The 26652-nt window shown below is 73.4% G+C and carries 29 protein-coding genes and 1 riboswitch; of the genes, 13 read left to right on the top strand and 16 right to left on the bottom strand.

The features are described 5' to 3' along the window. Nucleotides 1-8: 8 nt before the first annotated feature. Both sdhA and E4U91_RS21400 read left to right on the top strand, forming a co-directional pair. Nucleotides 9-1763: a succinate dehydrogenase flavoprotein subunit gene (gene sdhA, locus E4U91_RS21405; RefSeq protein WP_137308325.1), complete on the top strand. Its 1755-nt coding sequence runs from the start codon at nt 9-11 to the stop codon at nt 1761-1763. After that, nucleotides 1763-2542, top strand: a complete 780-nt coding sequence (locus E4U91_RS21400; RefSeq protein WP_137308324.1) for a succinate dehydrogenase iron-sulfur subunit — start codon at nt 1763-1765, stop codon at nt 2540-2542. Before sdhA ends, E4U91_RS21400 begins: the two co-directional genes overlap by 1 nt. Nucleotides 2543-2624: 82 nt before the next feature. Here the strand turns inward: E4U91_RS21400 and E4U91_RS21395 are convergent, their stop codons facing one another. From E4U91_RS21395 to E4U91_RS21385, 3 genes are all read right to left on the bottom strand, one after another. Continuing rightward, complete coding sequence (locus E4U91_RS21395; protein WP_067240044.1) at nt 2625-2888, bottom strand: TM2 domain-containing protein; 264 nt, start codon at nt 2886-2888, stop codon at nt 2625-2627. Nucleotides 2889-3127: 239 nt separating this feature from the next. Then, entirely contained in the window at nt 3128-3538 is a 411-nt protein-coding gene (locus E4U91_RS21390) for a DUF2752 domain-containing protein (RefSeq protein ID WP_241678869.1), read from the bottom strand. Nucleotides 3539-3566: 28 nt separating this feature from the next. Further along, a complete protein-coding gene (locus E4U91_RS21385) occupies nt 3567-4061 on the bottom strand; it encodes a TM2 domain-containing protein (protein WP_137308323.1) in 495 nt (164 codons plus the stop codon). 181 nt (nt 4062-4242) lie between these two features. Between E4U91_RS21385 and E4U91_RS21380 the strand changes: the two genes are divergently transcribed. The 5 genes from E4U91_RS21380 (at nt 4243) to E4U91_RS21360 (ending at nt 7188) form a co-directional block, all read left to right on the top strand. Beyond that, nucleotides 4243-4653, top strand: coding sequence for a VOC family protein (locus tag E4U91_RS21380; RefSeq protein ID WP_137308322.1), 411 nt, complete (start codon nt 4243-4245; stop codon nt 4651-4653). 109 nt (nt 4654-4762) lie between these two features. Then, the gene (locus E4U91_RS21375; protein ID WP_137308321.1) at nt 4763-5170 is read left to right on the top strand and encodes a hypothetical protein; all 408 of its coding nucleotides are present in this window, start codon (nt 4763-4765) and stop codon (nt 5168-5170) included. Beyond that, nucleotides 5167-5715, top strand: coding sequence for a thiol-disulfide oxidoreductase DCC family protein (locus E4U91_RS21370; protein ID WP_397907627.1), 549 nt, complete (start codon nt 5167-5169; stop codon nt 5713-5715). The genes E4U91_RS21375 and E4U91_RS21370 overlap by 4 nt, the downstream gene beginning before the upstream one ends. A gap of 9 nt (nt 5716-5724) precedes the next feature. Further along, on the top strand, nt 5725-6480 hold the full coding sequence (locus E4U91_RS21365; protein ID WP_137308320.1) for a TetR family transcriptional regulator: 756 nt from the start codon (nt 5725-5727) through the stop codon (nt 6478-6480). Nucleotides 6481-6570: 90 nt separating this feature from the next. Then, complete coding sequence (locus E4U91_RS21360; protein WP_137308319.1) at nt 6571-7188, top strand: Uma2 family endonuclease; 618 nt, start codon at nt 6571-6573, stop codon at nt 7186-7188. On the opposite strand, the gene E4U91_RS21355 is transcribed toward E4U91_RS21360, so the two are convergent. Then, the gene (locus E4U91_RS21355) at nt 7181-9592 is read right to left on the bottom strand and encodes an MMPL family transporter (protein ID WP_137310936.1); all 2412 of its coding nucleotides are present in this window, start codon (nt 9590-9592) and stop codon (nt 7181-7183) included. The two genes, E4U91_RS21360 and E4U91_RS21355, sit on opposite strands and share 8 nt — an antisense overlap. A 158-nt stretch (nt 9593-9750) precedes the next feature. Here E4U91_RS21355 and E4U91_RS21350 point away from each other — a divergent pair, with 158 nt between their 5' ends. Both E4U91_RS21350 and E4U91_RS21345 read left to right on the top strand, forming a co-directional pair. Beyond that, nucleotides 9751-10440: a response regulator transcription factor gene (locus tag E4U91_RS21350; protein WP_137308318.1), complete on the top strand. Its 690-nt coding sequence runs from the start codon at nt 9751-9753 to the stop codon at nt 10438-10440. Then, nucleotides 10437-11915 carry a sensor histidine kinase gene (locus E4U91_RS21345; protein ID WP_137308317.1) on the top strand — a complete coding sequence of 493 codons (1479 nt, stop codon included), beginning with the start codon at nt 10437-10439 and terminating at the stop codon, nt 11913-11915. The genes E4U91_RS21350 and E4U91_RS21345 overlap by 4 nt, the downstream gene beginning before the upstream one ends. 15 nt (nt 11916-11930) lie before the next feature. Here the strand turns inward: E4U91_RS21345 and E4U91_RS21340 are convergent, their stop codons facing one another. The 3 genes from E4U91_RS21340 to E4U91_RS39050 form a co-directional block, all read right to left on the bottom strand. Next, nucleotides 11931-12338, bottom strand: a complete 408-nt coding sequence (locus E4U91_RS21340) for an ATP-binding protein (protein ID WP_137308316.1) — start codon at nt 12336-12338, stop codon at nt 11931-11933. A gap of 126 nt (nt 12339-12464) precedes the next feature. Beyond that, the gene (locus E4U91_RS21335) at nt 12465-13709 is read right to left on the bottom strand and encodes a metallophosphoesterase (RefSeq protein WP_137308315.1); all 1245 of its coding nucleotides are present in this window, start codon (nt 13707-13709) and stop codon (nt 12465-12467) included. 18 nt (nt 13710-13727) lie between these two features. Next, on the bottom strand, nt 13728-13967 hold the full coding sequence (locus E4U91_RS39050; RefSeq protein ID WP_067240058.1) for an SCO4848 family membrane protein: 240 nt from the start codon (nt 13965-13967) through the stop codon (nt 13728-13730). 91 nt (nt 13968-14058) lie between these two features. On the opposite strand from E4U91_RS39050, the gene E4U91_RS21330 reads away from it, so the two are divergent. Continuing rightward, on the top strand, nt 14059-15405 hold the full coding sequence (locus E4U91_RS21330; RefSeq protein WP_323179201.1) for a D-alanyl-D-alanine carboxypeptidase family protein: 1347 nt from the start codon (nt 14059-14061) through the stop codon (nt 15403-15405). On the opposite strand, the gene E4U91_RS21325 is transcribed toward E4U91_RS21330, so the two are convergent. The 4 genes from E4U91_RS21325 to E4U91_RS21310 are packed head-to-tail and all read right to left on the bottom strand — an operon-like array spanning nt 15359 to nt 18237. Further along, nucleotides 15359-16264 carry a YihY/virulence factor BrkB family protein gene (locus tag E4U91_RS21325; protein ID WP_137308314.1) on the bottom strand — a complete coding sequence of 302 codons (906 nt, stop codon included), beginning with the start codon at nt 16262-16264 and terminating at the stop codon, nt 15359-15361. The two genes, E4U91_RS21330 and E4U91_RS21325, sit on opposite strands and share 47 nt — an antisense overlap. Then, nucleotides 16252-16698 carry a GtrA family protein gene (locus E4U91_RS21320; protein WP_388118353.1) on the bottom strand — a complete coding sequence of 149 codons (447 nt, stop codon included), beginning with the start codon at nt 16696-16698 and terminating at the stop codon, nt 16252-16254. The genes E4U91_RS21325 and E4U91_RS21320 overlap by 13 nt, the downstream gene beginning before the upstream one ends. Continuing rightward, nucleotides 16692-17675: a decaprenyl-phosphate phosphoribosyltransferase gene (locus tag E4U91_RS21315; RefSeq protein WP_137308313.1), complete on the bottom strand. Its 984-nt coding sequence runs from the start codon at nt 17673-17675 to the stop codon at nt 16692-16694. The genes E4U91_RS21320 and E4U91_RS21315 overlap by 7 nt, the downstream gene beginning before the upstream one ends. Then, nucleotides 17668-18237: a phosphatase PAP2 family protein gene (locus E4U91_RS21310; protein ID WP_168218142.1), complete on the bottom strand. Its 570-nt coding sequence runs from the start codon at nt 18235-18237 to the stop codon at nt 17668-17670. The genes E4U91_RS21315 and E4U91_RS21310 overlap by 8 nt, the downstream gene beginning before the upstream one ends. A gap of 132 nt (nt 18238-18369) precedes the next feature. On the opposite strand from E4U91_RS21310, the gene E4U91_RS21305 reads away from it, so the two are divergent. Continuing rightward, a complete protein-coding gene (locus E4U91_RS21305) occupies nt 18370-19725 on the top strand; it encodes a decaprenylphosphoryl-beta-D-ribose oxidase (protein WP_137308312.1) in 1356 nt (451 codons plus the stop codon). A 54-nt stretch (nt 19726-19779) separates the two neighbouring features. Continuing rightward, nucleotides 19780-20535 (top strand): decaprenylphospho-beta-D-erythro-pentofuranosid-2-ulose 2-reductase, encoded by a 756-nt coding sequence (locus E4U91_RS21300; RefSeq protein WP_137308311.1) that lies wholly within the window; start codon nt 19780-19782, stop codon nt 20533-20535. A 25-nt stretch (nt 20536-20560) separates the two neighbouring features. Here the strand turns inward: E4U91_RS21300 and E4U91_RS21295 are convergent, their stop codons facing one another. The 5 genes from E4U91_RS21295 to E4U91_RS21275 form a co-directional block, all read right to left on the bottom strand. Next, entirely contained in the window at nt 20561-21145 is a 585-nt protein-coding gene (locus E4U91_RS21295) for a 2'-5' RNA ligase family protein (protein ID WP_137308310.1), read from the bottom strand. Nucleotides 21146-21284: 139 nt separating this feature from the next. Beyond that, complete coding sequence (trpS, locus tag E4U91_RS21290) at nt 21285-22301, bottom strand: tryptophan--tRNA ligase (protein ID WP_137308309.1); 1017 nt, start codon at nt 22299-22301, stop codon at nt 21285-21287. 122 nt (nt 22302-22423) lie between these two features. Beyond that, nucleotides 22424-23872: a glycine hydroxymethyltransferase gene (locus E4U91_RS21285; protein WP_137308308.1), complete on the bottom strand. Its 1449-nt coding sequence runs from the start codon at nt 23870-23872 to the stop codon at nt 22424-22426. Between the two features lie 33 nt (nt 23873-23905). After that, nucleotides 23906-23993, bottom strand: a riboswitch (ZMP/ZTP riboswitch). Nucleotides 23994-24068: 75 nt separating this feature from the next. Continuing rightward, nucleotides 24069-25259 (bottom strand): glutathionylspermidine synthase family protein, encoded by a 1191-nt coding sequence (locus tag E4U91_RS21280; protein ID WP_137308307.1) that lies wholly within the window; start codon nt 25257-25259, stop codon nt 24069-24071. A 55-nt stretch (nt 25260-25314) separates the two neighbouring features. Then, nucleotides 25315-25653 carry a hypothetical protein gene (locus E4U91_RS21275; protein WP_137308306.1) on the bottom strand — a complete coding sequence of 113 codons (339 nt, stop codon included), beginning with the start codon at nt 25651-25653 and terminating at the stop codon, nt 25315-25317. A gap of 137 nt (nt 25654-25790) precedes the next feature. Between E4U91_RS21275 and E4U91_RS21270 the strand changes: the two genes are divergently transcribed. Continuing rightward, nucleotides 25791-26651 carry a DMT family transporter gene (locus E4U91_RS21270; RefSeq protein ID WP_137310932.1) on the top strand — a complete coding sequence of 287 codons (861 nt, stop codon included), beginning with the start codon at nt 25791-25793 and terminating at the stop codon, nt 26649-26651. Nucleotide 26652 lies beyond the last annotated feature (1 nt).

The raw sequence follows: 26652 nt of genomic DNA, 5'->3' as shown, positions 1-26652 counted from the left end.
CGAGAATCATGAAGATCCACAAGTACGACACCGTCATCGTCGGCGCCGGTGGCGCGGGCATGCGCGCGGCCATCGAGTCGACGAAGCGCAGCCGCACCGCCGTGCTGACCAAGCTCTACCCCACCCGCTCCCACACGGGCGCCGCGCAGGGCGGCATGGCCGCCGCGCTGGCCAACGTGGAGGAGGACAACTGGGAGTGGCACACCTTCGACACGGTCAAGGGCGGTGACTACCTGGTCGACCAGGACGCCGCCGAGATCCTGGCGAAGGAGGCCATCGACTCGGTCCTCGACCTGGAGAAGATGGGCCTGCCGTTCAACCGCACGCCGGACGGCACGATCGACCAGCGCCGCTTCGGCGGTCACTCCCGCAACCACGGCGAGGCCCCGGTCCGCCGGTCCTGCTACGCCGCGGACCGCACCGGCCACATGATCCTCCAGACGCTGTACCAGAACTGCGTCAAGGAGGGCGTGGAGTTCTTCAACGAGTTCTACGTCCTGGACCAGCTGATCACCGAGGTCGACGGCGTCAAGCGCTCGGCCGGCGTCGTGGCGTACGAGCTGGCGACCGGCGAGATCCACGTCTTCCAGGCGAAGGCCGTGATCTACGCGTCCGGCGGCTGCGGCAAGTTCTTCAAGGTGACGTCGAACGCGCACACGCTGACCGGTGACGGCCAGGCCGCGGTGTACCGGCGGGGCCTGCCGCTGGAGGACATGGAGTTCTTCCAGTTCCACCCGACCGGCATCTGGCGCATGGGCATCCTGCTGACGGAGGGCGCCCGCGGTGAGGGCGGCATCCTGCGCAACAAGGACGGCGAGCGCTTCATGGAGAAGTACGCGCCGGTCATGAAGGACCTGGCGTCCCGTGACGTCGTGTCCCGGTCCATCTACACGGAGATCCGCGAGGGCCGCGGCTGCGGTCCCGAGGGCGACCACGTCTACCTGGACCTCACGCACCTCCCGCCGGAGCAGCTGGACGCCAAGCTGCCCGACATCACCGAGTTCGCGCGCACCTACCTCGGCATCGAGCCCTACACGGACCCGATCCCGATCCAGCCCACCGCGCACTACGCGATGGGCGGCATCCCGACGAACGTCGAGGGTGAGGTCCTGGCGGACAACACCACCGTCGTGCCGGGCCTGTACGCCGCCGGCGAGGTCGCCTGCGTCTCCGTGCACGGCGCCAACCGCCTGGGCACCAACTCGCTGCTGGACATCAACGTCTTCGGCAAGCGGGCCGGCATCGCGGCGGCGGAGTACAGCCAGAAGGCCGACTTCGTCGAGCTGCCGGAGCGCCCCGAGGCCCTCGTGGTCGAGCAGATCGAGCGGCTGCGGACCTCGACCGGCACCGAGCGGGTGTCGACGCTGCGCCGTGAGCTGCAGGAGACCATGGACGCCAACGTCATGGTGTTCCGCACGGAGCAGACGATCAAGACGGCCGTCGAGAAGATCGCCGAGCTGCGCGAGCGCTACAAGAACGTGGCGATCCAGGACAAGGGCAAGCGGTTCAACACGGACCTGCTGGAGGCCATCGAGCTGGGCAACCTCCTCGACCTGGCCGAGGTCATGGCGGTCTCCGCGCTGGCCCGCAAGGAGTCGCGCGGCGGTCACTACCGCGAGGACTACCCGAACCGCGACGACGTCAACTTCATGCGTCACACCATGGCGTACCGCGAAGTCGGCGCCGACGGCTCCGAGACCGTCCGTCTGGACTACAAGCCGGTCGTCCAGACCCGCTACCAGCCGATGGAGCGTAAGTACTGATGGCTACCCCTGTTCTGGAGAAGGACGACGCGGCCGGCCGCCCCGAGCCCGGTTTCGCCGACTCCCCGTACATCACGGTCACCGTCCGGGTCCGCCGGTTCAACCCGGAGGTCGCGGCCGAGGCGACCTGGGAAGACTTCCAGCTGGAGATCGACCCGAAGGAGCGCGTCCTGGACGCCCTCCACAAGATCAAGTGGGACCTGGACGGCACGCTGACGTTCCGCCGGTCCTGCGCGCACGGCATCTGCGGCTCCGACGCGATGCGGATCAACGGCAAGAACCGCCTCGCGTGCAAGACGCTGATCAAGGACCTCAACCCGGAGAAGCCGATCACGGTCGAGCCCATCAAGGGCCTGACGGTCCTGAAGGACCTGGTCGTCGACATGGAGCCGTTCTTCCAGGCGTACCGGGACGTGATGCCCTTCCTGATCACGAAGGACACCAACGAGCCGACGCGCGAGCGGCTGCAGTCCGCCGAGGACCGCGAGCGCTTCGACGACACCACCAAGTGCATCCTGTGCGCCGCGTGCACGTCGTCCTGCCCGGTGTTCTGGAACGACGGCCAGTACTTCGGCCCGGCCGCGATCGTGAACGCCCACCGCTTCATCTTCGACTCGCGTGACGAGGCCGGGGAGCAGCGGCTGGAGATCCTCAACGACCGCGACGGCGTGTGGCGCTGCCGTACGACCTTCAACTGCACGGACGCCTGCCCGCGCGGCATCGAGGTCACCAAGGCCATCGCCGAGGTCAAGCGGGCGCTGATCACCCGCCGCTTCTGAGCCGGCCGGCACACAGCACGACGGCGAGGGCCCCCTCCGGTGGGATACGGAGGGGGCCCTCGCCGTCGGTGCGCCGGTGGCGTCAGCCGCGCAGGACGCGGCCCTGCTTGTCGGTGCGGTCGTTGCTCGTCAGGAACAGGATGCCGTCGATCAGGGACCAGATGCCCAGGCCACCGCAGGTGAGCAGCTGCGCGACACCGACGCCGACGGAACCGACGTAGAACCGGCCGATGCCGAGCCCGCCGAGGAAGATCTGCAGGAGGCCCGCGACGATCTTCGACTTGTCGGAGTAGGGACGGCCCTGCGGGTCGAAGCCGAAGGGGGCGTCAGGGGTGGGGACGGTCATGTGCACTGCTCCTGGATGACGTGCTGCGAGAGTCCGGAGCGGGACGGCTCCGGAACGGAGGGCGCACGGACCCATGGCTCGGCCCACCCCCCGTAAGCGGTGAGCCTAGAGAGCGGGACGAGACCGCGGGGAGGGCCTCGGGGTGATCGTTCCTGTTCCGTGATCAAATCTTCGTCAAGTTCCGGCCTGATCCGGCCCCTGACGGGTATGAGGGTGAGTTGCCGTCAGTCCTGCGGGCGTCAGGCCAGGTTGCGGACGACGGTCCAGGTGACGGCGAGGGCGAGGATCAGCAGCTGGCCGCGGGGGCCGACGCGGGGCTGCCAGCGGCGGCCGCGCAGGCCCTCCGTCATCCAGCGGCCGAGCATCGCCAGCGCGAAGGGCGCGGCCAGCAGCAGGGCGCGGTTGTCGAGCCAAGCCTCGGTGAGGTGACCGTGCATCAGGTCGTACGCCATGCGCGTGCCGCCGCAGGCCGGGCAGAGCAGCCCGGTGACCAGGCGGAAGGGGCAGCGCGGCAGGAAGTGGCCGGGCTCGTGCGGGTCGGTGACGTACACGTAGGCGCTGCCCGCAGCGCCGGCGGCGAGCACCGCGAGGGGGCCCGCCGCCGGGTGCCGCAGCAGCGCGCGCGCCGAGGGGCGGGCCGGCGGGGGCACCGACGGGGGTGCCGGCGGGGGTGCCGCCTCAGCCACGCAGGACCCGTCCCTGGGCGTCGGTGGTGTTGCTGCTGGTCAGCAGGATGATGCCGTCGATCAGGGCCCAGATGCCGAAGCCGCCGCAGGTGAACAGCTGGGCGAGGCCGAGGCCGACGTTGCCGATGTAGAACCGGCCGACGCCGAAGGTGCCCAGGAACAGCTGGAGGATGCCCGCGACGATCTTCGACTTGTCGGAGTAGGGGCGCCCGTAGGGGTCGTAGCCGTACGGGGCGTTCGGGTCGCCGGTGTAGGAGCCGGGCGGGACGGCGCCGCCCTGGGGGTAGCCGTATCCGGGCTGCTGGTAGCCGCCCTGGGTGTAGCCCTGCTGCCCGTAGCCCGGCTGGCCGTACGCCTGCTGGCCGTAGCCCTGCTGCGGGGAGCCGTAGGGGCCGGCCTGGCCCGCCCCGTACGGGCCCTGGCCGGCGTTCGGGTAGCCGTACCCCGGCTGGGGCGGCTGCTGCGGCTGCTGCGGCTGTTCGGTCACGGCGGTGTCTCCCCGTTGGCACATGGACGGAGCTGTCGGCTCCGGCAGTGAAGTGAGTTCAGGTCATCTTGCAGGAGGGAGCGGCCCGCTGAGAAGCCGGGTCCGGGCCCGGGGCGGCGGCCGTGCGGGGCGGGGCGCGCCCCTCACGGGTTCGCGGGCGGTCCGCACCTATTCTGACGGTATGTCAGATGACCAGTCGTACGAGCTGCTCGGATTCGACAACGTCCTGCTGCCCGTCGGGGACCTCGGCGAGGCCGTGGGGTTCTACGAGCGGGCCGGGTTCGTGGTCGGCTTCCGCTTCGACGAGGGCGGGATCGCCCTGCTGAAGGTCGGGGGCGAGACCCCCGGCGTCCTGCTGCGCCGGGAGGACGGACTGGGACACCGGCCGCCGCCCTGGCCGTCCCCGCGGGTGTGGCTGGAGGTGCCGGACGCGCGGGAGGCGGCGCGCAGGCTCGCGGCGGCCGGGATCCCCCCGCTGGACGAGCCGTTCGCGGTGGCCACGGGCTGGACGGTCGAGGTGACCGACCCCTGGGGCAACGTCCTCGGCTTCACGGACTACACCAAGCGCCCGGAGCTGGGCCGCCGCGACTGACCCCGGACCGCCGGCTCCCTCCGGCCACCCCCGTCTTGAACGTGTTCAAAAACAGGTCTACAGTCACCCCCGTCAGCGTTTTTTGAACGCGTTCAAGAAGGGGTGGGGCATGGACCGCACCGTCATCGCCTACGTCATCTACCTGGTCGTCAGCATCGCGCTGACCGTCTGGGTGGCCCGGACCCTCAGCCGCAACGGCCGGGTCTTCCTCGCCGACGTGCTGCACGGCGACGAGAAGCTCGCGGACGCCGTGAACCACCTCCTGGTGGTGGGCTTCTACCTCGTCAACCTCGGCTTCGTCGCGCTGTACCTGAGCGGCGACGACACCATCGACGACGCCCGCGGCGTCTTCGAGGCCCTGTCGACCAAGCTCGGGGTCGTGCTGCTGGTGCTCGGGGTGATGCACCTGGGCAACGTGTACGTGCTCAACCGGATCCGGCGGCGCGGGCTGCTGGAGCGGGAGCAGGTGCCGCCGGTGCGGCCGCAGGGCCGCGTCGCTGCCACGCCGGGCGCGTGATCCCGGTGCCGGCCGAGGCGGCCCGCGTCCCGGTGCGCGGCCTGACCGTCCTCTACGACGCCGACTGCCCGCCGTGCGCCTTCCTGCGCGACTGGCTCGTACGGCAGCCGCAGCTCGTGCCGCTCGCCCTGGTCCCGGCCGGGTCGGAGCAGGCCCGGCGGCTGCTCCCGGGGCTCGACCATGCCGCCACCCTCGACGAGATCACCGTCGTGGACGACGCCGGTCAGGTCTACCGGGACGCCGCCGCCTGGGTCGTCACCCTGTGGGCGCTGCGCCGGCACCGGGCCCTGGCCCACCGGCTGAGCACCCCCTCGGGGCTGCGGCTCGCCCGGGGGGCGGCGCTGGCGGCGGCCAAGTGGCGCGGGGCCCACCGCGGGCGGGCGCCGGCCTGGCCGACCCCGTACGGGCCGCCGCAGGCGCAGGACCGGCCGTGGGGTGGGCAGGGCTACCGGCGGGCCGACGGGTGGGTGTACGACCCCGCCGCCGGCTGGACGTACCGGCCGGGCGGCGACGGCTGTGCCGGTGGGACCTGCGCCACTCGTTAGGCTCTGTCCGTGTCCGCGAAGAACCAGGGCGCCGGCCCCGAGGAGCCGGCCCCCGTCCCCAGCAAGTCCGAGCAGACCCGCGCGCTGATCCTGGAGACCGCGATGCGGCTGTTCCAGGAGCGCGGGTACGACAAGACGACGATGCGGGCCATCGCCCAGGAGGCCGGCGTCTCGGTCGGCAACGCGTACTACTACTTCGCGGGCAAGGAACACCTGATCCAGGGCTTCTACGACCGCCTCGCCGCCGAGCACCGGCAGGCGGTCCGCGCGGTCCTGGACCGGGAGACCGACCTGGAGGCCCGGCTGGCGGGCGTGCTGCGGGTGTGGCTGGACGTGGCGACGCCGTACCACCAGTTCGCCGTGCAGTTCTTCAAGAACGCCGCCGACCCGGACAGCCCCCTCAGCCCGTTCTCCCCGGAGAGCGAGCACGCCCGCGAGGAGGCCATCTCCGTGCACCGCGAGGTGCTGGCGGGGGCGACGCGGACCAAGGTCCCCGAGGAACTTCGGGACGTGCTGCCCGAGCTGATGTGGCTCTCCCAGATGGGCCTCGTCCTGTACTGGATCTTCGACCGCACGCAGGACCGCGAGCGCAGCTACCGCCTCGCCGAACGCGGGGCCCGCCTCACGGCCCGCGGCGTCTCCCTCGCCCGCTTCCGCCTCCTGCGCCCCCTGGTCCACGAGGTCCACGAACTCTTCACGGACTTCCTGCCGGGCATGACACGGGCACTGCCGGACCCGGGGAAGGGACGCGGGGACCGGAAGTGATCACTTACGGGTGAACGGCGTCCGTCCGGACGTGCGGGCTCGCGCCTGCCTACCATGATGCTCTCGACACCAGCCCCTAGGAGGCACGCGATGTCCGCCGCATCCGTCGAGCAGCCTTTCGACGCCGACGAGCCGTTCTCCCTCACGGCCATCGCCGACGAGGTCATGGAGCGCCATCCGGGCTACCGCGTCGAGATCATCGGAGGACATCTCCTCGTGACCCCTTCACCGGATGCCCGACACGGCCATGTGCTGACCGACCTGATGATTCCCTTCCTCGCCGCCGGGCTGCACGGAGGGGAGACCGTGGTGATCCAGAACGTCGGCATCTGGCTGCCCAGCGGCGCGGAGGACTACGCGATCCCGGATCTCGCGCTATTGGACGCCGACTACGACGATCATCACGTCGAGCGCAACGCCTACGACCCCCTCTGCTTCCGGCTCGTCGTCGAGGTCACCTCCCGCAACTGGAAGGACGACCTCAAGACCAAGGCCGCCGCCTACGCCGAGGCGAAGGTCCCGGTCTACGTCGTCGTCGACCGCAAGCACCAGCGGCTGCACGTGCTCACCGAGCCCGACGGGGGCGCGTACGCGAACCACCGCGTGCACGCCCCCGGGGAGACCGTCACCCTGCCGGACGTCATCGGGGCCGAGGTCGCCCTGGACGTGGAGGGCATCGTCACGGCCGGCCGGCGATCGGCTAGTTGACCGCGTCCACCCCGCCCCCCGTCAGTTCCACGTCGTGGGTCAGGGGGGTGTCGGGCACCGCGATGTGGCGGGCGTTCGAGTCGTGGGTGGGGGACGTCGTGGCCAGGAGGTAGGTGCCGGGGGCGGGGACCGTGAGGATGTAGGAGCCGTCGGCCAGGGTGGTGACGCGGTCCAGTTGGCGGCCGCCCTTGGACAGCAGGGTCACCGCCGCGCCGTCGACCGGGGCGCCCGAGGCGTCGCGGACGAAGCCGTGGACCGCGGAGGAGGGGCCGTCGGCGTCGGGGGCGGCCTCCGGGGCCGGGTCCTCCGCCGGTTCCACCGCCAGGTGGGGCAGGTGCCGGTCGAGCCAGGCCGGCAGCCACCAGTTGGACGTGCCGAGCAGGTGCATCGCCGCCGGGACCAGCGCCGTGCGCAGGATGAACGCGTCCAGCGCCACCGCCGCCGCGAGACCCACGCCCGCCATCGCCGCGCCCGAGTCGCCGCTGAGGACGAAGGCGAGGAAGACGCACACCATGATCAGCGCCGCCGAGTTGATGACCCGGCTGGTCTCCGCGAGGCCGACCCGCACCGCCCGCGCGTTGTCCCGGGTGTGCACCCACTCCTCGTGCATCCGGCTCACCAGGAACACCTGGTAGTCCATCGACAGGCCGAAGAGCAGGGACAGCATGATGACCGGGAGGAACGCGTTGATCGGGCCCGCCCTGCCGAGGGACAGCAGGTCCAGGCCCCAGCCCCACTGGAAGACCGCGACCAGCACGCCGAACGAGGCCGCCGCCGCGATCAGGTTCATCACCGCCGCCGTCAGCGGCACCACCAGCGAGCGGAACGCCACCAGGAGCAGCAGGAAGCCCAGCCCGATGATCGTCGCGACGAACAGCGGCAGCCGGTCTCCGGTGACCGTCGCGAAGTCCTTGGACACCGCCGTCACCCCGCCCACGTGCGCCGACGCCCCGGCCCGCGGGATCACCTCGTCGCGCAGGGTGTCGATCAGCTCGTCGGTCTCCTCGGACTGCGGGGACGTCGTCGGGACCACCTGGACCACCGTCACACCGCCGGCGGGCGGCAGCGCCGCCACCCGGGCCACGCCCTCGGTGCCCTGGATGCCCTTGACCAGCGCCGCCGTGTCGCCGCCGTCGGCCACGACCTGGAGGGGGCCGTTGAAGCCCGGCCCGAAGCCCTCGGCGAGCAGGTCGTACGCCTGGCGGGTGGTCGTGGTGGTGTCGTCGTTGCCCTGGTCGGTGGCGCCGAGGCGCAGCGACAGCACCGGCAGCGCCAGCACCGCCATGACGACCAGCGCGAGCGCCGCGACCGTACGGGGCCGCCGCTGCACGCCCGACGACCAGCGGGCCGCGAGGCCGCTCGTGCGCTCCGGCTCGGGCCCGGCCTCCGCGAGCCGGCGCCGCTGCCGGCGGCTGAGGACCCGCGGGCCCAGGAAGCCCAGCAGGGCCGGCAGCAGGGTCGTCGCCGCGAGGACGCTCAGCACCACGGTGAGGGACGTGCCGATGACCACGCCGTCCAGGAAGCGCAGGTTCGTCACCAGCATCCCGGCGAGCGCGATGCACACCGTGCCGCCCGCGAACAGCACCGCCCGCCCGGAGGTGTTCATCGCGGTGACCACCGACTCCTCCGGGTCGAGGCCGCGCAGGATGCCGCGCCGGTGCCGGGTGACGATGAACAGCGCGTAGTCGATGCCGACGCCGAGGCCGATCAGCGAGGCGAGCAGCGGGGCGAGGTCGGGGATGTCGGTGCTGTGGCTGAGCAGTTGGGTGCCGAACAGGCCCATGCCCACGCCGAAGACCGCCACCGCGATCGGCAGCAGCATCGCGAACACGGAGCCGAAGGCGAGGAAGAGCACGACGGCCGCCGCTACCAGGCCGACCATCTCGGCGAGGCCCGTCGGGGGCTCCTGCACGCGCTGGATGGCCTGGCCGCCCAACTCGACGCGCAGCCCGTCCCGTTCGGCCCCCTGTGCGGTGTCGACGACGTCCTGCACGAGCTCCTTGGGCACCTCGTTGGCCCGCTGCGTGAAGGTGACCTGCGCGTACGCGATCCGCCCGTCCCGGCTGACCTGCGCCGCGCCCTGCGCCCCGGTGTACGGGCCGGCGACGTCCCCGACGCCCTTCATCCCGGCGATCTCCTCGAGCGCGGGCTGGATGCGGGCGCGCACGTCCGCGTCGCGCACCGAGCCCTCGTCGACCTTCCACACGACGGTGTCGGTGTCGCCGGCCCGGGCCGGGAACGCCTTCTCCATCAGGTCGTACGCCTTCTTGGAGTCCGTGTTCGGGAGGGAGAAGACGTTCGCGTAGTCCGTGCCGGCCGTCGAGGCCGAGAACCCCAGGCCGAACAGCGCCCCCACCCACAGCAACAGGACCACCAGCCGGTGCCGATGGCACCACCGCGCCAATGCCGCCACGCTCAAACTCCTTCTTCGGTCGGTTCCCCCGGGTCCTGGCACCAGCATGGGTGCCCGTGCGCGCGCGAGGCCGTCGTCCGCGGCGACTCTCAAGGAACTCCAAAGCAACGGGCCGCCCGGGCACCGGCGGACCGCCCGATACTGGGGGCATGACGACGGCCCCCGGGACGGTACTGGTGGTGGAGGACGAGCCGAGCATCGCGGACGTCCTCGCCATCGCCCTGCGCTTCCACCGCTTCGAGGTGATGACCGCGGCCACGGTCCGCGCGGCGCTGGCGCTCGCCGAGCGCACCCGGCCGGACGTGGCCCTGCTGGACGTGATGCTGCCGGACGGCGACGGCCGCGAGCTCGGCCGGCGGCTGCGCAGCGAACAGCCGCAGCTGGGGCTGGTGTTCCTCACCGCGCGGGACGCGCCCGCGGAGATCGTCGGCGCGCTCGGCTTCGGCGACGACTACATCACCAAGCCGTTCGACATCGACGTGGTCGTGGCCCGGATCGGCGCGGTCGTCCGCCGCACCCGCCCGGCCGACGTCCTCCCCCGGCACGCCCCGCTGCGCCACGGCGACCTGGAGCTGGACGAGACGACGTACAGCGTCCACCGCGCGGGCCGCACCGTCGAGCTGACGCCCACCGAGTACGCGCTGCTGCGCTTCCTGGTGCGCAACGCCGGGCACATCGTGCCCAAGGAGCAACTGCTGCGCCACGTCTGGCAGTACGAGCACACCCCGCCGGAGTCCACGGTGGTGGAGACGTACATCAGCTACCTGCGGCGCAAACTCGCCGCGCTGGGCCCGCCGATGATCACGACCCGGCGCGGGGTCGGGTACGGGCTGGCATGAGGCGCCCCCGGCTGCCGGAGAAGGCGCCCCGGGCGCGGCGCGCGATCCACTCGCTGCGGGTGCAGCTCACGCTCGCCAACGTGGCGCTGCTCGCCCTCGGCATCGTGGCCACCACGGCGGTCAGCCTGATGGGCATGCGGTACTACCTGCTGGACCAAGTCGACTCCGGGCTGACCAAGACCCGCACGTCGCTCGCGAGCACCCGGCTGACGATACGTCAGATCGACTCGCTGACCGTGCTGTCGTTCGTCCGGGACCGGCTGGCGCCCGGGCAGTTCGACAAGCGGGCGACCCCCGACTCGATCTTCACCGCGGTGGACGCGCGGGGCCGCACGCAGACCCTGTTCGGCGTCGCCCCGACCCCCGCCCAGCGGGACCTGGCCGCCGCCTTCGGCGACCCGGCCGCCCTCACCTCCGACCCCGACCCGCGCTCCGTCGCCGTGCACGGCGCCGCCTACCGCGCCACCGCGGCCCGTCTCGCCGACGGCACGTACGTCCTGCTGGCCACCTCCACCGACGGGCTGCACAAGGGCATCGGCAAGGCCCTCAAGCTGGACCTGGCCGTGGGCACACTGCTGCTGGCGCTGCTGGCGTGCCTGACGCTGTTCAGCGTGCGGCGGCGGATGCGGCCGCTGGAGGACATGGTGGAGACCTCCTCGGCCATCGCCGAGGGCGACCTGACCCGGCGCGTGCCGTCGCGGCACCACTCCACCCGGGAGGTGGAACAGCTGCGCCTCGCGCTCAACTCGATGCTGCACCAGGTGGAGTCGGCGTACCGCACCCGCGAGCACAGCGCGGCCCAGCTGCGCCGGTTCGTCGCGGACGCCTCGCACGAGCTGCGCACCCCGCTGTCCGCGATCCGCGGCTACCTCCAGTTGTACGACCAGGGGATGCTGCGCGAGGCGCAGGAGCGGCGCCGGGCCTGGGACCGGATGAACGGCGAGGTGGACCGCATGGGCCGGCTCGTGGACGAGCTGCTCACCCTGGCCCGGCTGGACCAGCGGCCCGAACTGCGGCTGCGGGACGTCGACGTGGGCCGGCTGGTGCGGGACGCGGCCGAGGACCTGCGGGCGCAGCAGCCGCGGCGGCCGCTCACCGTGGACGCCGCCGCGCCGGTGCGGGTGCGCGCGGACGAGTCGGGGCTGCGCCAGGTGCTCGGCAACCTCGTCGCCAACGTCCGCACGCACACGCCCGCGGACGTGCCGGTGGAGCTCGGCGCGGAGCGGGTCGGGGGCGCGGAGGGCGTCGTACGGCTGTGGGTGCGGGACGAGGGGCCGGGGCTGGCCGAGGACGACGCGGCGCGGGTCTTCGACCGCTTCTTCCGCGCGGGCGGCGGCGCGGGCAGCGGCCTGGGGCTGGCGATCGTGCAGGGCGTGGTGCACGCCCACGGCGGCGAGGTGTCGGTGCGCACGGCACCGGGCGAGGGGCTGACCGTCACGGTGGACCTGCCGGCCCGGCGCGAGGAGTGCGACTAGGGCATGCCTTCCGGGTCAGCGGGGCGGGTCGGCGTGGACCAGGGCCCAGACCGTCTTGCCGTCGTGGCCGCGGGTCCACACGCCCCACGCGGCGGCGAGGTGTTCCACCAGGTGCAGTCCGCGGCCGTGCTCGGCGGCCGCGCCGACCCGCCGCGGGCGGGGTTCGCGCAGGCCCCCGTCGGACACCTCGACGAGGCAGGAGCCGTCGGCGAGGGCGGTGACCGCCACCTCGAACTCCCGCTCGCTGCGCGGCCCGTGGCGTACGACGTTGGTGGCCAGCTCGGACACCAGCAGGACCGCGTTGGCGAGCGCCGGGTCGTCGGGGCCGTGCCCCCAGGCGGCCAGGTGGTCACGCACCCCGCGGCGGGCGAGCGCGACGGACGCCGGGTGCCGGGGCAGCCGGAAGGAGTGGCGTCTCAGCACATCGGCTCCTCACCCCGTACGAGCCCCCGTCACAACGCGCCCGTGGGGTGACTGCCCGTCAGCGGGCACACGCATGCACGAACCGCCCACGGGACGCGGGTCCGGGGCCGCGGGTCCAGGGGCCGGTCAGGCGCGGGTCGACGCCAGTTCGATCACCGTGATGTCCGAGGGCGCCCCGACCCGGGTCGGCGGCCCCCAGGCGCCCGCGCCGCGGGAGACATAGAGCTGGGTGTCGCCGTAGCGGTCCAGGCCGGCCAGCGTCGGGTTCGCGGCGGCGGCGATGAAGTTGCCCGGCCAGAGCTGGCCGCCGTGGGTGTGGCCGGAGAGCTGGAGGTCGACGCCGTGCCGCACGGCCTCGTGGATCTGGACGGGCTGGTGGGCGAGCAGCACGCAGGCGCGGGCGGTGTCGCGGTCGTCGAGGGCCTTGGCGTAGTCGGGGCCGTGGCCCTCGCGCTCGCCGGTCACGTCGTTGACGCCGGCCAGGTCGAACCAGGGCAGTTCCGCGCGGGCGTTCTCCAGCGGGCGCAGACCGAGCCGCCGTACCTCCGCGACCCACTGCTCGGCGCCGGAGAAGTACTCGTGGTTGCCGGTGACGAACCAGCTGCCGTGCCGTGCCTCCAGCTGCGCGAGGGGCGCGGCGGCCGGGCCGAGGTCCTTCACGCTGCCGTCGACCAGGTCGCCGACCACCGCGATCAGGTCGGGCCGGGTGGAGTTGACCGTGTCGACGACCGTCTGCGCGAAGCCGCGGCCCAGGATCGGGCCCAGGTGGATGTCGCTGACCACCGCGATGCGGTACCCGTGCGCCGCGCGCGGCAGCTTGGCCAGCGGCACGGTGACCCGCTTCACCCGCGGGCCGCGCAGGACGCCGTAGGTGCCGTACCCGACGGTCCCCACGGCCGCGGCGGCCGCGGCACCGGCGACGACCCGGGAGACCAGGAGCCGGCGGGAGGGGCCGGGCTGCGCGGGCGCGGCGGGCTCGGCCGGGGGCGCGGGCTCGGCCGGGGGCGCGGCCGGGGCGGGGGACGGCGCCGGCGCGGCCGGCCGCGGGGCCCGGCGTTCCAGGACGCGCCGCAGCAGCGGGCGCACCACCTCGCCGGCCAGGACCGCGAGCAGCAGGTAGACCGACAGGGCCAGCCACAGGAACCCCGGCCAGGCCAGGACCCGCTGGAGCAGGAACGGGGCGCCGGCGCGCTCGGCCACCAGGGCGCCGACCGCCAGGATCCAGCCACCCGCGATCACGACCACTCCGGTGCGGCGCGCGCGGCCGGGACCGGTGGTCGTGTCCCGGAACAGGCGCCGCCACAGGTACCAGTTGGCCGCGACCAGCACGGCCAGGACCGCCAGGGCGAGCAGCACGTAGACGATCACCATGCGTCGTGTCCCCGTGCCCTATGACGTCCGACGCAGTGCGCGCAGGCCGCGCAACCCGATGCCCCCGATGACCGTCCCCAGTACGAAGGAGACGACGGCCAGCGTCAGGTGCACCCAGAAGAACGCGGTCGGCTGCCCGTCGTCGAAGGCCTGCCCGCTGCTGTCCTTGACCAGGTTCTTGACGAAAGTGACCCAGATGACCCAGCTCCACACCCCGAAGGCGAGCAGGAACCAGGAGAGGGGGCGGCTGAGCTTCATGGGTTCAGTATCGCCGTCCCGTGGCCGGTTCCGGGACCGGGGTGGGGAGGGCGGCGGGACTTCCCGTCGCGCGCCCGGTACGTTCTGCCTCGTGCCCGCACCGAAGATGCCGGCCGGCAGGCGGTCCCTGCTGGTCACCTCCGCCACCCTCGTGTCCCTCGCCTCGTCCCTGGCGCTCGCCGCGCCCGCCGCCGTCGCCGCGCCGACACCGACGCCCGGCCCCTCCGCCAGTCCCTCGGCCCGTCCGTCCGCCACTCCCCCGGCGGCCATGTCAACCGTCGGCGGGGCGCGCCTCGGGCAGCCCGGCACCCAGGTGCAGCTCGCGGGCGGCGCCCCCGTGCTGCCGAAGGACCTCACCGCACGCTCGTGGATCGTCGCGGACGCCGAGTCGGGCCAGGTGCTGGCCGCGCACAACGCGCACTGGCGGCTGCCCCCGGCGAGCACGCTGAAGATGCTGTTCGCGGACACCGTGCTGCCCCGCTTCCCCCGGACGCAGACCCACCAGGTGACCGTGCAGGACCTGGCGGGCGTCGGTTCGGGCTCGAGCATGGTCGGCATAAAGGAGGGCGAGACGTACACCGTCCACGACCTGTGGCTCGGGGTGTTCCTGCGCTCCGGCAACGACGCGGTGCACGTGCTGTCGGCCATGAACGGCGGTGTCCCCGCCACCGTGCAGGAGATGAACGCGCACGCCGAGGAGCTCCAGGCCCTCGACACGCACGTGATCACCCCCGACGGCTACGACGCGCCCGGCCAGGTCTCCTCGGCGTACGACCTGACGCTGTTCGCCCGCTCGGGGCTGCAGAAGAAGGACTTCCGGGAGTACTGCTCGACCGTCCGGGCGAAGTTCCCGGGCGCGACCACGACGAAGAAGGGCAAGTCGGCCCGCTCGTCCTTCGAGATCCAGAACACCAACCGGCTGCTCGCGGGCGACTACGACATCTCCCAGTACCCGGGCATCGCGGGCGTGAAGAACGGCAACACCACCAACGCGGGCGCCACCTTCACGGGTGTCGCCGAGCGGGGCGGGCGGGTGCTGCTGGTCACCGTGATGAACCCGGAGAAGCCGGACCACAACGAGGTCTACAAGGAGTCGGCGGCGCTGCTCGACTGGGGCTTCCAGGCAGCCGGCAAGGTGACCCCGGTGGGCGAGCTGGTCCGGCCCCGCGGCGGCGCGGGGGCCAGTGCGCAGCCCGGCGCCGGCGACTCGGGGGGCGAGTCCGGCCAGGCGGGCGGCGGGTCGGGCGCCTCCGGCGGGGCGGGCGCTTCGGCTAACCCCTCCGGCAGCCCGGTCGCGGCCGCCACGGGTTCGGGCCACGCGACCGGGGTGGGCACGGCGATGGCGATCGCCGCGGGCCTGATGCTGCTGCTGGGCGGGGGCGCGTTCCTCGTCAACCGTCGCTGGCCGCTGCCGGACCTGGTGCGCCGCCGACGGTGATGCCCTCCTCCGCCTTGCTGCCGGTCGCCGTCCACGCGGCGCAGTACAGGACCAGCTTCGCCGTGAAGTTGATCCACAGCAGCAGGGCGACCGGCACGCCGAACGCGCCGTACATGCTCTTCGTGGCGACACCCTGCATGTAGCTGCTGAGCAGCAGCTTGAGCAGTTCGAAGCCGACCGCGCCGACGAGCGCGGCGACGAAGAGCCGGTGGCGCGAGGGCTCGACTCCGGGCAGCAGGGTGAGGGCGTACAGCAGGACCAGGAAGTCGGCGAGGACGGCGACGGCGAAGGCCAGCACCCGCAGCAGGACGGTGCCCCAGCCGTGCTCGTCGAGGCCGAGCTGGCGTGACGTCCAGCCGATGGCGGCCGAGGCGACGGCGGACGCGGCGAAGGTGAGCAGGACGGCGCCGCCGAGGCCCAGCAGGACGCCCGCGTCCTTGGCCTTGAGCAGCAGGGGGTTCTGCTCGCTGTCGGGCAGCTCCCACACGGCGCGCAGGCAGTCGCGCACCTGGCCGACCCAGTTGATGCCGGTGAACAGCAGCACGGCACCGGCGATGAGCCCGACGGTGCCCGCGTTCTGCACGAGCGAGCCGATGTTCAACTGCTCGGAGATGCCCGGGACCTGATCGGCGATCTTGCTCTCCAGGGTCTTCTGCCGGTCCTCGCCGAGGGTGGCCGCGGCGATCGCGGCGACCACCGTGAGCAGCGGGAAGAGCGAGACGAAGCTGATGAAGGTCATGGCCGCGGCGAGCCGCGTCCACTTCACCCGGTCCAGCCGCTCGTACGACCGCCACGCGTGGGTGGTCATCAGCCGGGCGATGTACGGCCCGACGCCGGGGAGCTTCTTCAGCCAGTCCATGGTCCGACTCTGCCCTCGTCCCCGCGGAACACCCATGTGCGGGTGCCCCAGAAGCGCAGGGCCGTGGCCAGGACCATGCCGACCCCGGCCCAGGAAAGCGTGTCCGCCCGCTGGGAGGTGAGGCCGAGGCCGTAGTGGCTGACGAGGAGGCAGAGGAACTGCACCAGGGCGCCCGCCGCGTTCACCGCGAGGAAGGCGGCGCCCGAGCGCAGGGTGCGGGCGGACCGGTGGCGGTAGGTGCCGAGCGCGTTGCCGGCGTAGGCCACCGCGCAGCCGGCGAGGAACGACAGGGCCTTCGCGGTGAGCGGGTCGACGCCGGCCGGTCCGCGCAGGCCGGTGAAGACGGCGAGGTCGGCGGCGTAGGCGAGCAGGCCCACGGCGGCGAACCCGGCCAGTTCCCGGCCGCGCACCGGTCCGGCGTGCGAGGTCACCAGTCGGCCACCGCCAGCCCGTACATGGCGAGCCAGGCCAGGCCGATCAGGGCGAGGGCGCGGTCGCCGAGGACGACCTCCTCGGGTTCGCCGGCGGTGCCGCGGTCGGCGAAGACGGCGTAGCGCAGCACGGCGAGGATGAAGGGGACCATGGACAGCTGGCGCCAGGGCAGCACGCCGGTGTGCGGGACGCCGCCCTCCTCCAGCGCCCACAGGCAGTAGGCGAGGACGGCGACGCCGGCGGCGAGCTGCCAGACGAAGCGGAGGTAGCCGGTGGTGTACTCGGACAGCAGCGCGCGGGTGGCGCCGGCCGTGCCGGCCATCTGCACGGCTTCGGAGTAGCGCTTGGCGGACACCATGAACAGCGCGCCGAAGCCGGTGGTGATCAGGAACCAGCGGGACAGCGGGATGCCGAGCGCGAGTCCGCCGATCATCGCCCGCATCAGGAACCCGGTGGTGACCACCGCGAGGTCGACGACCAGCACGTGCTTGAGGCTGACGCAGTACGCCAGTTGCATGCCGAGGTAGGCGGTCAGCAGCGCGGCGACGGCGGGGGCGGTGAGCCAGACGGCGAGCGCCGGGGCGAGGACGGCGAGGGCGCCGCCGACGCCGTAGGCGACCGGGACGGGCACCTGGCCGGCGGCGACCGGGCGGTGGCGCTTGGTGGGGTGGGCGCGGTCGGCGTCGGCGTCGCGGGCGTCGTTGATCAGGTAGACGGCGGCGGCGCAGGCCGTGAACAGGGCGAAGACCAGGGCCAGTCGGCCGGCCGCGGTCCAGGAGAACAGCTGTCCGGCGGCGGCCGGGGCGGCGGCCACCAGGACGTTCTTGACCCACTGCTTGGGGCGGGTGGTCCGCAGCAGGCCGCCGAGGAGGGTGCCGGGGCGGCGGCTCGGGGGCGTGGGCCTCGGGCGCCGGGTGCGCTGTTCGAGGAGGGTGCCCGCCGGGCGTGCGGTGTCGGCGAGGGGGGCCGCCTCAGTCATGCGCTCCTCCTCGCACGCCGTGGGTGCCGGCCGGCGAGCCGGGCAGGCCGGCGCGCATCCAGCGTGCTCCCAGGCGCGCGGTGAGGGCGCCGAGGGCGGCGCCGGCGGCCACGTCGGACGGGTAGTGGACGCCGACGACCAGGCGGGACAGGCACACTGCGGCGGCGAGCGGCGGGACGGCGCGGGCGGCGCCGACGCCCAGCGCGGTGAAGGCGACGGCGGCGGCGGCCGAGGAGGTGGCGTGGGAGCTGGGGAACGAGTGCCGGCCGGCAGTGCGCACCAGGGGGTCGACGTGGGCCGGGCGGGGGCGGCGCACGAGACGCTTCACCCCCATGCTGGCGGCGTGCGCCCCGGCGGTGAGCGCGGTCGCGCGCAGCCAGGCGCCGCGCCGGTCGCGGTCCACGGCGGCCCCGGTGAGGCCCGCCGCGAGCCACAGCGCCCCGTGTTCCCCGGCCCAGGACAGGGCGCGCGCGGCGCCCGCGACGCGCGGGTCGGCGCCGCGGGCGCGCAGCGCGGAAAGGAGCCGGTGGTCGATTCCGTGTCTCTTCTCCATCTGGTCCATGTCGACTCACTGTTCACGCCCGCGGCGCCGGACCTCTGGCAATATCGGGCGACATACCATTAATCACCCATTTCGGGTAGAGCGGTATGTTTCCCGGCTGATCGCCCGGAGGTCGGCGATACGGTCACCGACATGCCTGCCGAGACCGCTTCCGTCACCGGGTGGGGCCGCACCGCCCCCTCCGTCGCCCGTCTGATCCGCCCGAGGACGTACGAGGAGGCCGTGGCCGCCGTCCGCACGTGCGGGGCGCGCGGCGGCATCCCGCGGGGGCTGGGACGGGCGTACGGCGACGCCGCGCAGAACGCGGGCGGTGCCGTGTTCGACATGACCGGCCTGGACCGCGTGCACGCGGTCGACGCCGACGGCGGCACCGTGCTGTGCGGCGCCGGGGTCTCCCTGCACCGGCTGATGGAGGTCCTGCTGCCGCTCGGCTGGTTCGTGCCGGTGACCCCCGGCACCCGTTACGTCACGGTCGGCGGCGCGATCGGCGCGGACATCCACGGCAAGAACCACCACGGCTCCGGCTCCTTCTCCCGCCACGTGCTGGCGATGGAGCTGCTCACCGCCGACGGCACCGTGCAGTCCGTGCGCCCCGGCACCGACCTGTTCGACGCCACGGCCGGCGGCATGGGCCTGACCGGGGTCATCCTCACCGCGACCCTGCAACTGCAGCCGGTGCAGACGTCCCTGATGAGCGTGGACACCGAACGCGCCACGGACCTCGACGACCTGATGGCCCGGCTGACCGCCGGCGACGACCGGTACCGCTACTCGGTCGCCTGGATCGACCTGCTCGCGCGCGGCGCCGCCACCGGCCGGGCGGTCCTCACCCGCGGCGACCACGCCCCCCTGGACGCGCTGCCGGCCGGCTCCCGCGCCCGGCGCGACCCGCTGGCCTTCCGCCCCGCCCGCCTCCCCGCGGCCCCCCGGCACCTGCCCGGCGGCCTGCTCACCCGCCGCAGCGTCGGCGCCTTCAACGAGCTCTGGTACCGCAGGGCCCCCCGGCTGCGCCGCGGCCAGCTGCAGAGCATCGCCGCGTTCTTCCACCCCCTCGACGGCGTCCCGCACTGGAACCGGATCTACGGCCGCGGCGGCTTCGTGCAGTACCAGTTCGTCGTCGAGTACGGCCAGGAGGACGCCCTGCGCCGGATCGTGGACCGCATCGCCGCCCGGCGCTGCCCGTCCTTCCTCGCCGTCCTCAAGCGGTTCGGCGACGCCGACCCCGGCTGGCTGTCCTTCCCGCGCCCCGGCTGGACCCTCGCCCTGGACGTGCCGGCCGCGCTGCCGGGCCTCGGCGCCTTCCTCGACGAGCTGGACGAGCAGGTCGCCGCGGCCGGCGGGCGCGTCTACCTCGCCAAGGACTCCCGGCTGCGCCCGGAGCTGCTCGCCGCCATGTACCCCCGGCTGGACGACTTCCGCGCCCTGCGCGCCGAGCTGGACCCGCGCGGCGTGTTCGTCTCCGACCTCGCCCGCCGGCTGTCGCTCTAGACGCCCTCCGGATCCGCTCACGTAGTCCCCCCACGCCCCTTAGGAGCTGCTGTCGTGAAGGACGCCTTCGGTCTTCCCCAGTCCCTGCTGGTCCTCGGCGGCACGTCCGAGATCGCGCTGGCCACGGCCCGCCGGCTGATCGCGCGCCGCACCCGCACCGTGTGGCTCGCCGGCCGCCCCTCCCCCGCCCTGGACGAGGCCGTCCAGGACCTGCGGGCGCACGGCGCGGACGTGCGCACCGTGGCCTTCGACGCGCTGGACCCCGACACCCACGAGGAGGCCCTGGGCAAGGTGTTCGCCGAGGGCGACATCGACCTGGTGCTGCTGGCCTTCGGCGTCCTCGGCGACCAGGCCCACGACGAGCGCGACCCGTCGGCCGCCGTGCGGGTCGCCCGCACCAACTACATCGGGGCGGTCTCCGCCGGTCTGGTCGCCGCCCGCGCCCTGCAGACCCAGGGCCACGGCTCGCTGGTGGTGCTCTCCTCGGTCGCGGGGGAACGTGCCCGGCGCGCCAACTTCATCTACGGCTCCAGCAAGGCCGGTCTCGACGCGTTCGCGCAGGGCCTCGGCGACGCCCTCCAGGGCACCGGCGTGCACGTGATGGTCGTGCGCCCCGGCTTCGTGCGCACCCGGATGACGGCCGGGCTGCCCGAGGCGCCGCTGGCCACCACCCCCGAGGCGGTCGCCACGGCGATCGAGCTGGGGCTGCGGCGGCGGTCGGAGACGGTGTGGGTGCCCGGGGTGCTCCGGGTGGTGATGTCGGCGCTGCGGCACGTGCCGCGCGGGCTGTTCCGCCGGCTGCCCGTGTAGGCGGCCGGGGCGGGCCGCCCGGGGCTCAGTGGGCCGGCAGGGTGCCCTGTTCCAGCGGGGCGGACGCCTGCGGCGGGACGACCGGGCCGCCGCCGAAGGCGTAGTCGCGCAGCTTGCGCCACACCCCGTCGGGGCCCTGCTCGTACAGGGCGAACCCGGTGCAGGACCACAGGGCCTCGTAGTCGGCGAGTTCCGCGAAGGCGCGGTCCATCGCCGCGTCCTCGATGCCGTGCGCCACGGTGACGTGCGGGTGGTACGGGAACTGCAGCTCGCGGGCCACCGGCCCGGAGGTGTCGCGGACCTGCTGCTGGAGCCGGGTGCAGGCGTCCGCGCCCTCGGCGACGCGCACGTACACGACCGGGGACAGCGGCCGGAAGGTGCCGGTGCCCGACAGCCGCATCCGGAACGGCCGGCCGGCCGCGGCGACCTCGCTCAGGTGCGCCTCGACGGCCGGCAGCGCCGCCGCCTCGACCTCGGTCGGCGGCAGCAGGGTGACGTGCGTGGGGATGCCGTGAGCCGCGGCGTCGCCGAAGCCCGCGCGCCGCTCCTGGAGCAGGCTGCCGTGGGGCTCCGGGACCGCGATCGACACGCCGATCGTTACGGTCCCCACGAGGTCTCCTGTCATCGTGTGGTCCCGGGCGGCGGGTGCCCGCCCGGGCAGCTCTCAGCTATCGACTGTACGACCGCCGCCGCCGTGTTGGACGGCCGCGGCGGTGTGCTCTACGGCTCAGTGCCCGCGAACGCCGGCTTCAGTGCTTCGCCGGGAGGAAGCCGATCCGGTCGTACGCCTGGGACAGCGTCTCGGCGGCGACGGTCCGGGCCTTCTCGGCGCCCTTGGCGAGGATCGAGTCCAGCGTCTCGGGGTCGTCCAGGTACTGGTGGGTCCGCTCGCGGAACGGCGTGACGAACTCCACCATGACCTCGGCGAGGTCGGTCTTCAGCGCGCCGTACATCTTGCCCTCGTACGCCTGCTCCAGCTCGGCGATCGTGCGGCCGGTGAGCGTGGAGTAGATGGTGAGCAGGTTGGACACGCCGGGCTTGTGCTCCGCGTCGTAGCGGATCACGGTGTCCGTGTCGGTGACGGCGCTCTTGACCTTCTTCGCGGTGGTCTTCGGGTCGTCGAGCAGGTTGACGAGGCCCTTCGGCGTGGACGCCGACTTGCTCATCTTGATCGACGGGTCCTGGAGGTCGTAGATCTTCGCCGTCTCCTTCAGGATGTACGGCGACGGGATCGTGAACGTCTCGCCGAAGCGGCCGTTGAAGCGCTCGGCGAGGTCGCGGGTCAGCTCGATGTGCTGGCGCTGGTCCTCGCCGACCGGGACCTGGTGGGCCTGGTACAGCAGGATGTCGGCGACCTGGAGGACCGGGTACGTGAACAGGCCGACGCTCGCGCGGTCGGCGCCCTGCTTGGCGGACTTGTCCTTGAACTGGGTCATGCGGCTGGCCTCGCCGAAGCCGGTGAGGCAGTTCATCACCCAGGCCAGCTGGGCGTGCTCCGGGACGTGGCTCTGCACGAACAGGGTGCAGCGGTCCGGGTCCAGGCCGGCGGCGAGCAGCTGCGCGGCGGCCAGCCGGGTGTTGGCGCGCAGGTCCGCGGGGTCCTGCGGGACGGTGATCGCGTGCAGGTCGACGACCATGTAGAACGCGTCGTGGCTCTCCTGCAGCGCCACCCACTGGCGGACGGCGCCGAGGTAGTTGCCGAGGTGGAACGAACCGGCGGTGGGCTGGATGCCGGAGAGCACGCGGGGGCGATCTGCAGTGGCCATGGGGCCCATTCTCGCAGAGCCCCGGGGTGGGCCGGGCCGGGAGGTGGGGGTGGTCCGGTGCGTGGGAGACGGGGTGACCGGACCCGGCCGGTCACCCCGTCCCGCACGCCCCTGCGGGCTGCTCAGCCCAGGTCGACCTCGGGGTACAGGGGGAAGCCCGCGACCAGGTCCGTGGCCCGCTGGGAGATCTCGTCGGCGACCTTGGCGTCCAGGACGTGCGCCGCCTTGGACGGGGCGCCCGACTTGGTGGTGCCCGCCTCGGTGGTGGTCAGCACGCGGTCGATCAGGCCCGCCACCTCGTCCATCTCCGCCGTGCCGAGGCCCCGGGTGGTGAGCGCGGGGGTGCCGACGCGGATGCCGGAGGTGTACCAGGCGCCGTTGGGGTCGGCCGGGATGGCGTTGCGGTTGGTGACGATGCCGGACTCCAGCAGCGCCGCCTCGGCCTGGCGGCCGGTGAGGCCGTAGGAGGAGGCCACGTCGATGAGGTTCAGGTGGTTGTCCGTGCCGCCGGTGACCAGGGTCGCGCCGCGGCGCGTGAGGCCCTCGGCCAGGGCGCGGGAGTTGTCCACGATCCGCCGGGCGTAGTCCTGGAAGGACGGCTGGCGGGCCTCGGCCAGGGCGACCGCCTTGGCGGCCATGACGTGCGGGAGCGGGCCGCCGAGGACCATCGGGCAGCCGCGGTCCACCTGGTCCTTGAGGGAGTCGTCGCACAGCACCATGCCGCCGCGCGGGCCGCGCAGGGACTTGTGGGTGGTGGTCGTCACGATCTGGGCGTGCGGCACCGGGTCGAAGTCGCCGGTGAGGACCTTGCCCGCGACCAGGCCGGCGAAGTGGGCCATGTCGACCATCAGCGTCGCGCCGACCTCGTCGGCGATCTCCCGCATGATCCGGAAGTTCACCAGCCGGGGGTAGGCGGAGTAGCCGGCGACGATGATCAGCGGCTTGAACTCGCGGGCCTGCGCGCGCAGGGCGTCGTAGTCGATCAGGCCGGTCGCCGGGTCGGTGCCGTAGGAGCGCTGGTCGAACATCTTGCCGGAGATGTTCGGGCGGAAGCCGTGGGTGAGGTGGCCGCCGGCGTCCAGGGACATGCCCAGCATGCGCTGGTTGCCGAACGCCTGGCGCAGCTCGGCCCAGTCGGCGTCGGTCAGGTCGTTGATCTGCCGGACGCCGGTCTTCTCCAGGAAGGGCACCTCGACGCGGTCGGCGAGGACGGCCCAGAAGGCGACCAGGTTGGCGTCGATGCCGGAGTGCGGCTGGACGTAGGCGTGCCGGGCGCCGAACAGCTCACGGGCGTGCTCGGCGGCCAGGGACTCCACGGTGTCGACGTTGCGGCAGCCGGCGTAGAAGCGGCGGCCGATCGTGCCCTCGGCGTACTTGTCGCTGAACCAGTTCCCCATCGCGAGCAGCGTCGCCGGGGAGGCGTAGTTCTCGGAGGCGATCAGCTTGAGCATCTCGCGCTGGTCGTGCACCTCCTGGCCGATGGCGTCGGCGACGCGGGGCTCGACGGCGCGGATCACGTCGAGGGCGGCACGGAAGGCGGTGGACTCGGTGGACAGCGGCTCGGCTGGCATGGGGACCTCCGGACGTCGGCGTTCAGCGTTCACGGGTACGGCCCAGGCGCACGGCACTGTGTCGAACGGGCCGCTCCCCGATGGTCGGTCCCATCCCAGCGCGCCAGTCACGGCCCACCGCCAGCCTACCGGGCGGGGCGGGCGACGCCGCCGGGCCGTCCACCATCCGGGCCGGCCGGGGCGGCGGCGGACCCGGTCAGAGGATCACGTGGGGCAGGAAGCGGGCGTACCCGTCCGTGACCAGGCCGGACGACTCGCGGATGCCGAGGCCGGCCGCCTCGCCCTCGACGACCCAGGTGCCCAGCACGACGTGGTTGCCGTCGAAGGCGGGCAGCGGGGCGAGCTGCTGGTAGCAGCAGGGTTCGTCGCGCGGGACGGGCGCGCTGCCCGCCTCGTGGACGGTGACGCCGTCGCCCTCGCGGCCCAGGAGCGGCTTGGCGACCCAGCCGGGGCCGTCGGCGTCGGCCAGCTCGCGGGGGCCGTCGAGGTGGGCCGGGAGCAGGTTGGGGTGGCCGGGGTAGAGCTCCCACAGGACCGCGAGCAGCGCCTTGTTGCTGAGCAGCATCTTCCAGGCGGGCTCGATCCACAGGGTGGAGCCGGTGCCGCCGCCGTTGTCGAGGGTGTCGAGGACGTGCCCGGCGAACCGGTCGGTGGTCAGCCACTCCCAGGGGTAGAGCTTGAAGCAGCTGCGGATGAAGCGGAGCCGGTTGTCGACGAACCGGCCGGACAGCGGGTCCCAGCCGATCTCCTCCACGGAGATCCAGTCGGTGTCCAGGCCGGCCTGCTCGGCGGTCTCCTTGAGGTAGGCGACCGTCATCAGGTCCTCGCCGAGCTCGTCGTCGGAGGAGTGCGCGAAGTACAGCGGACCGCCGGGCGGCAGCAGCTTCCCCTGGGTGCGCCAGGCGGCGACGAGCCGTTCGTGCAGGGAGTTCCACTGGTCGGCGCCGGGGAAGCGCTCCTCCATCCAGAACCACTGCGGGGACGCGGCCTCCACCAGCGAGGTCGGGGTGTCGGCGTTGTACTCCAGCAGCTTCGCCGGGCCGGTGCCGTCGTAGCGCAGGTCGAACCGGCCGTAGACGGAGGGCAGTTCGGCGCGGCGGTGCCAGGCCTCGGTGACGGCGGCGGCGACGCGCGGGTCGGTGATGCCGAGGTCGGCGAGGCGGCCGGTGGCGACGATGTGCGCGGCGGCCGCGAGGCACATGCGGTGCAGCTCCGCGACGGTCTCCTCCAGCGCCTCGACCTCCTCCAACGAGAAGACGTAGTAGGCGCTCTCGTCCCAGTAGGGCAGCAGGGAGCCGTCGGGATGGCGGGTGAGCGGGTAGATCAGGCCCTGCGCCTCGACGGTCTGCTGCCAGCCGGGGCGGGGTGCGACGGTACGGCGTTCCATGGGCGGTCGGGTCCTCGCGTCCTCGGCTCGTCGGGCTCTCGGTGCTCGGGCCGGCTCAGCCGCCGCCGCTGCCCTTGCCGCCGCCGAAGCCGCCGCGGTCGACGCCGCCGCCGTGGCCGCCCGAACCGCCGCCGCCCTTGCGGGGCTTGCTGAGGGAGCCGCCGTCGACCCAGCCGTTGCGCTTCTTGCCGCCGTAGTACCAGACGCCGGTGCGCGAGCCCGACTTGCAGTTCTTGTCCGAGACGACCTTGTAGCCCTTGGACATGGTGTAACTGTCGCGGTCCACGCAGCGCTTGTCCGGGTCCGAGGAGCAGGCGGTCAGGGCGGCGGCGAGCAGTCCCATGCCGCCGAGGACCACCGTGCCCGAGCGCAGTCGTCGCCGTGTGTCGGCCATCGTTTCCCCCGTGGTGCGTTCGCTTCCGTCGGACGTGGCGTCCGGTTCCCGTCGTCCAGCCTAGGGGCCGGTGTGACCGGCCCCGCAAGGACCCCTGCCCGGTGACCCTCGCCTACAGTCGCCTCGTGCTCTTCGGAATGGTGTGTGCCCTGGCCGCGGCCCTCTGCTTCGGTACCGCGACGGTGTTGCAGGCGATGGCCGCGCGGGCCGCCGGGACCGGCGGCGGCGAGGCCGCGCTGCTGCTGCGGGCGCTGCGGCAGTGGCGGTACCTGGCCGGACTCGCCCTGGACGGGCTGGGGTTCGTCTTCCAGATCGCCGCCCTGCGGTCCCTGCCGATCTACGTCGTGGGCGCCGCCCTGGCCTCCAGCCTCGCCGTGACCGCGGTGGTCGCGGCCCGGCTGCTGCGGGTGCGGCTGAGCCGGCGCGAGTGGGCCGCGGTGGGCGTGGTGTGCGCCGGGCTGGCGATGCTGGCGCTGGCGTCCGGGCCGGAGGGCGAGGACAGCGGGCCGCGGGCGCTGCCCTGGGTGATGCTGGGCGCGGCCGGGGCGGTGCTGGTGCTGGGCCTGGCGGGGACCCGGCTGCGGGGGCGGTCGCGGGCGCTGGTGCTGGGTCTGGGCGCCGGGTGCGGGTTCGGGGTGGTGGAGGTGGCGGTGCGCCTGATCGACTCGCTGCGCCCGGCCGACCTGTTGACCGACCCGGCGGCCTACGCCCTGCTGCTCGGCGGCGGCGCCGCGTTCCTGCTGCTCACCTCGGCCCTCCAGCGCGGCTCGGTGACCACGGCCACGGCCGGCATGGTCCTCGGCGAGACGATCGGCCCGGCCGCGGTCGGCGTCGTCTGGCTCGGCGACCGCACCCGCCCGGACCTGACCTGGCTGGCCGCCCTCGGCTTCACGGTCGCCGTGGCGGGAGCACTGGCCCTGGCACGGTTCGGGGAGGCACCGGCGGAGACCGGCACGGAGGCGGACACGGAGACCGACGCCCTGCGGGAACGAAGCTGAG

This window comes from Streptomyces lasalocidi (assembly GCF_005280215.1).
Classification (GTDB): Bacteria; Actinomycetota; Actinomycetes; order Streptomycetales; family Streptomycetaceae; genus Streptomyces; species Streptomyces longwoodensis.
This window is presented reverse-complemented; position numbering and strand designations above follow the sequence as displayed.

Bases quoted from the DNA above. Each gene is read 5' to 3' on its own strand.
- E4U91_RS21400 (WP_137308324.1), top strand. From the start codon at position 1,763: ATGGCTACCCCTGTTCTGGAGAAGGACGACGCGGCCGGCCGCCCCGAG.
- trpS (WP_137308309.1), bottom strand. From the start codon at position 22,301: ATGGCCACTGCAGATCGCCCCCGCGTGCTCTCCGGCATCCAGCCCACC.
- E4U91_RS21395 (WP_067240044.1), bottom strand. From the start codon at position 2,888: ATGACCGTCCCCACCCCTGACGCCCCCTTCGGCTTCGACCCGCAGGGC.
- E4U91_RS21285 (WP_137308308.1), bottom strand. From the start codon at position 23,872: ATGCCAGCCGAGCCGCTGTCCACCGAGTCCACCGCCTTCCGTGCCGCC.
- E4U91_RS21305 (WP_137308312.1), top strand. From the start codon at position 18,370: ATGCCTGCCGAGACCGCTTCCGTCACCGGGTGGGGCCGCACCGCCCCC.
- E4U91_RS21310 (WP_168218142.1), bottom strand. From the start codon at position 18,237: ATGGACCAGATGGAGAAGAGACACGGAATCGACCACCGGCTCCTTTCC.
- E4U91_RS21375 (WP_137308321.1), top strand. From the start codon at position 4,763: ATGGACCGCACCGTCATCGCCTACGTCATCTACCTGGTCGTCAGCATC.
- E4U91_RS39050 (WP_067240058.1), bottom strand. From the start codon at position 13,967: ATGAAGCTCAGCCGCCCCCTCTCCTGGTTCCTGCTCGCCTTCGGGGTG.
- E4U91_RS21270 (WP_137310932.1), top strand. From the start codon at position 25,791: ATGGTGTGTGCCCTGGCCGCGGCCCTCTGCTTCGGTACCGCGACGGTG.
- E4U91_RS21275 (WP_137308306.1), bottom strand. From the start codon at position 25,653: ATGGCCGACACACGGCGACGACTGCGCTCGGGCACGGTGGTCCTCGGC.
- E4U91_RS21345 (WP_137308317.1), top strand. From the start codon at position 10,437: ATGAGGCGCCCCCGGCTGCCGGAGAAGGCGCCCCGGGCGCGGCGCGCG.
- E4U91_RS21360 (WP_137308319.1), top strand. From the start codon at position 6,571: ATGTCCGCCGCATCCGTCGAGCAGCCTTTCGACGCCGACGAGCCGTTC.
- E4U91_RS21335 (WP_137308315.1), bottom strand. From the start codon at position 13,709: ATGGTGATCGTCTACGTGCTGCTCGCCCTGGCGGTCCTGGCCGTGCTG.
- E4U91_RS21350 (WP_137308318.1), top strand. From the start codon at position 9,751: ATGACGACGGCCCCCGGGACGGTACTGGTGGTGGAGGACGAGCCGAGC.
- E4U91_RS21380 (WP_137308322.1), top strand. From the start codon at position 4,243: ATGTCAGATGACCAGTCGTACGAGCTGCTCGGATTCGACAACGTCCTG.
- E4U91_RS21315 (WP_137308313.1), bottom strand. From the start codon at position 17,675: ATGACTGAGGCGGCCCCCCTCGCCGACACCGCACGCCCGGCGGGCACC.
- E4U91_RS21325 (WP_137308314.1), bottom strand. From the start codon at position 16,264: ATGGACTGGCTGAAGAAGCTCCCCGGCGTCGGGCCGTACATCGCCCGG.
- E4U91_RS21280 (WP_137308307.1), bottom strand. From the start codon at position 25,259: ATGGAACGCCGTACCGTCGCACCCCGCCCCGGCTGGCAGCAGACCGTC.
- sdhA (WP_137308325.1), top strand. From the start codon at position 9: ATGAAGATCCACAAGTACGACACCGTCATCGTCGGCGCCGGTGGCGCG.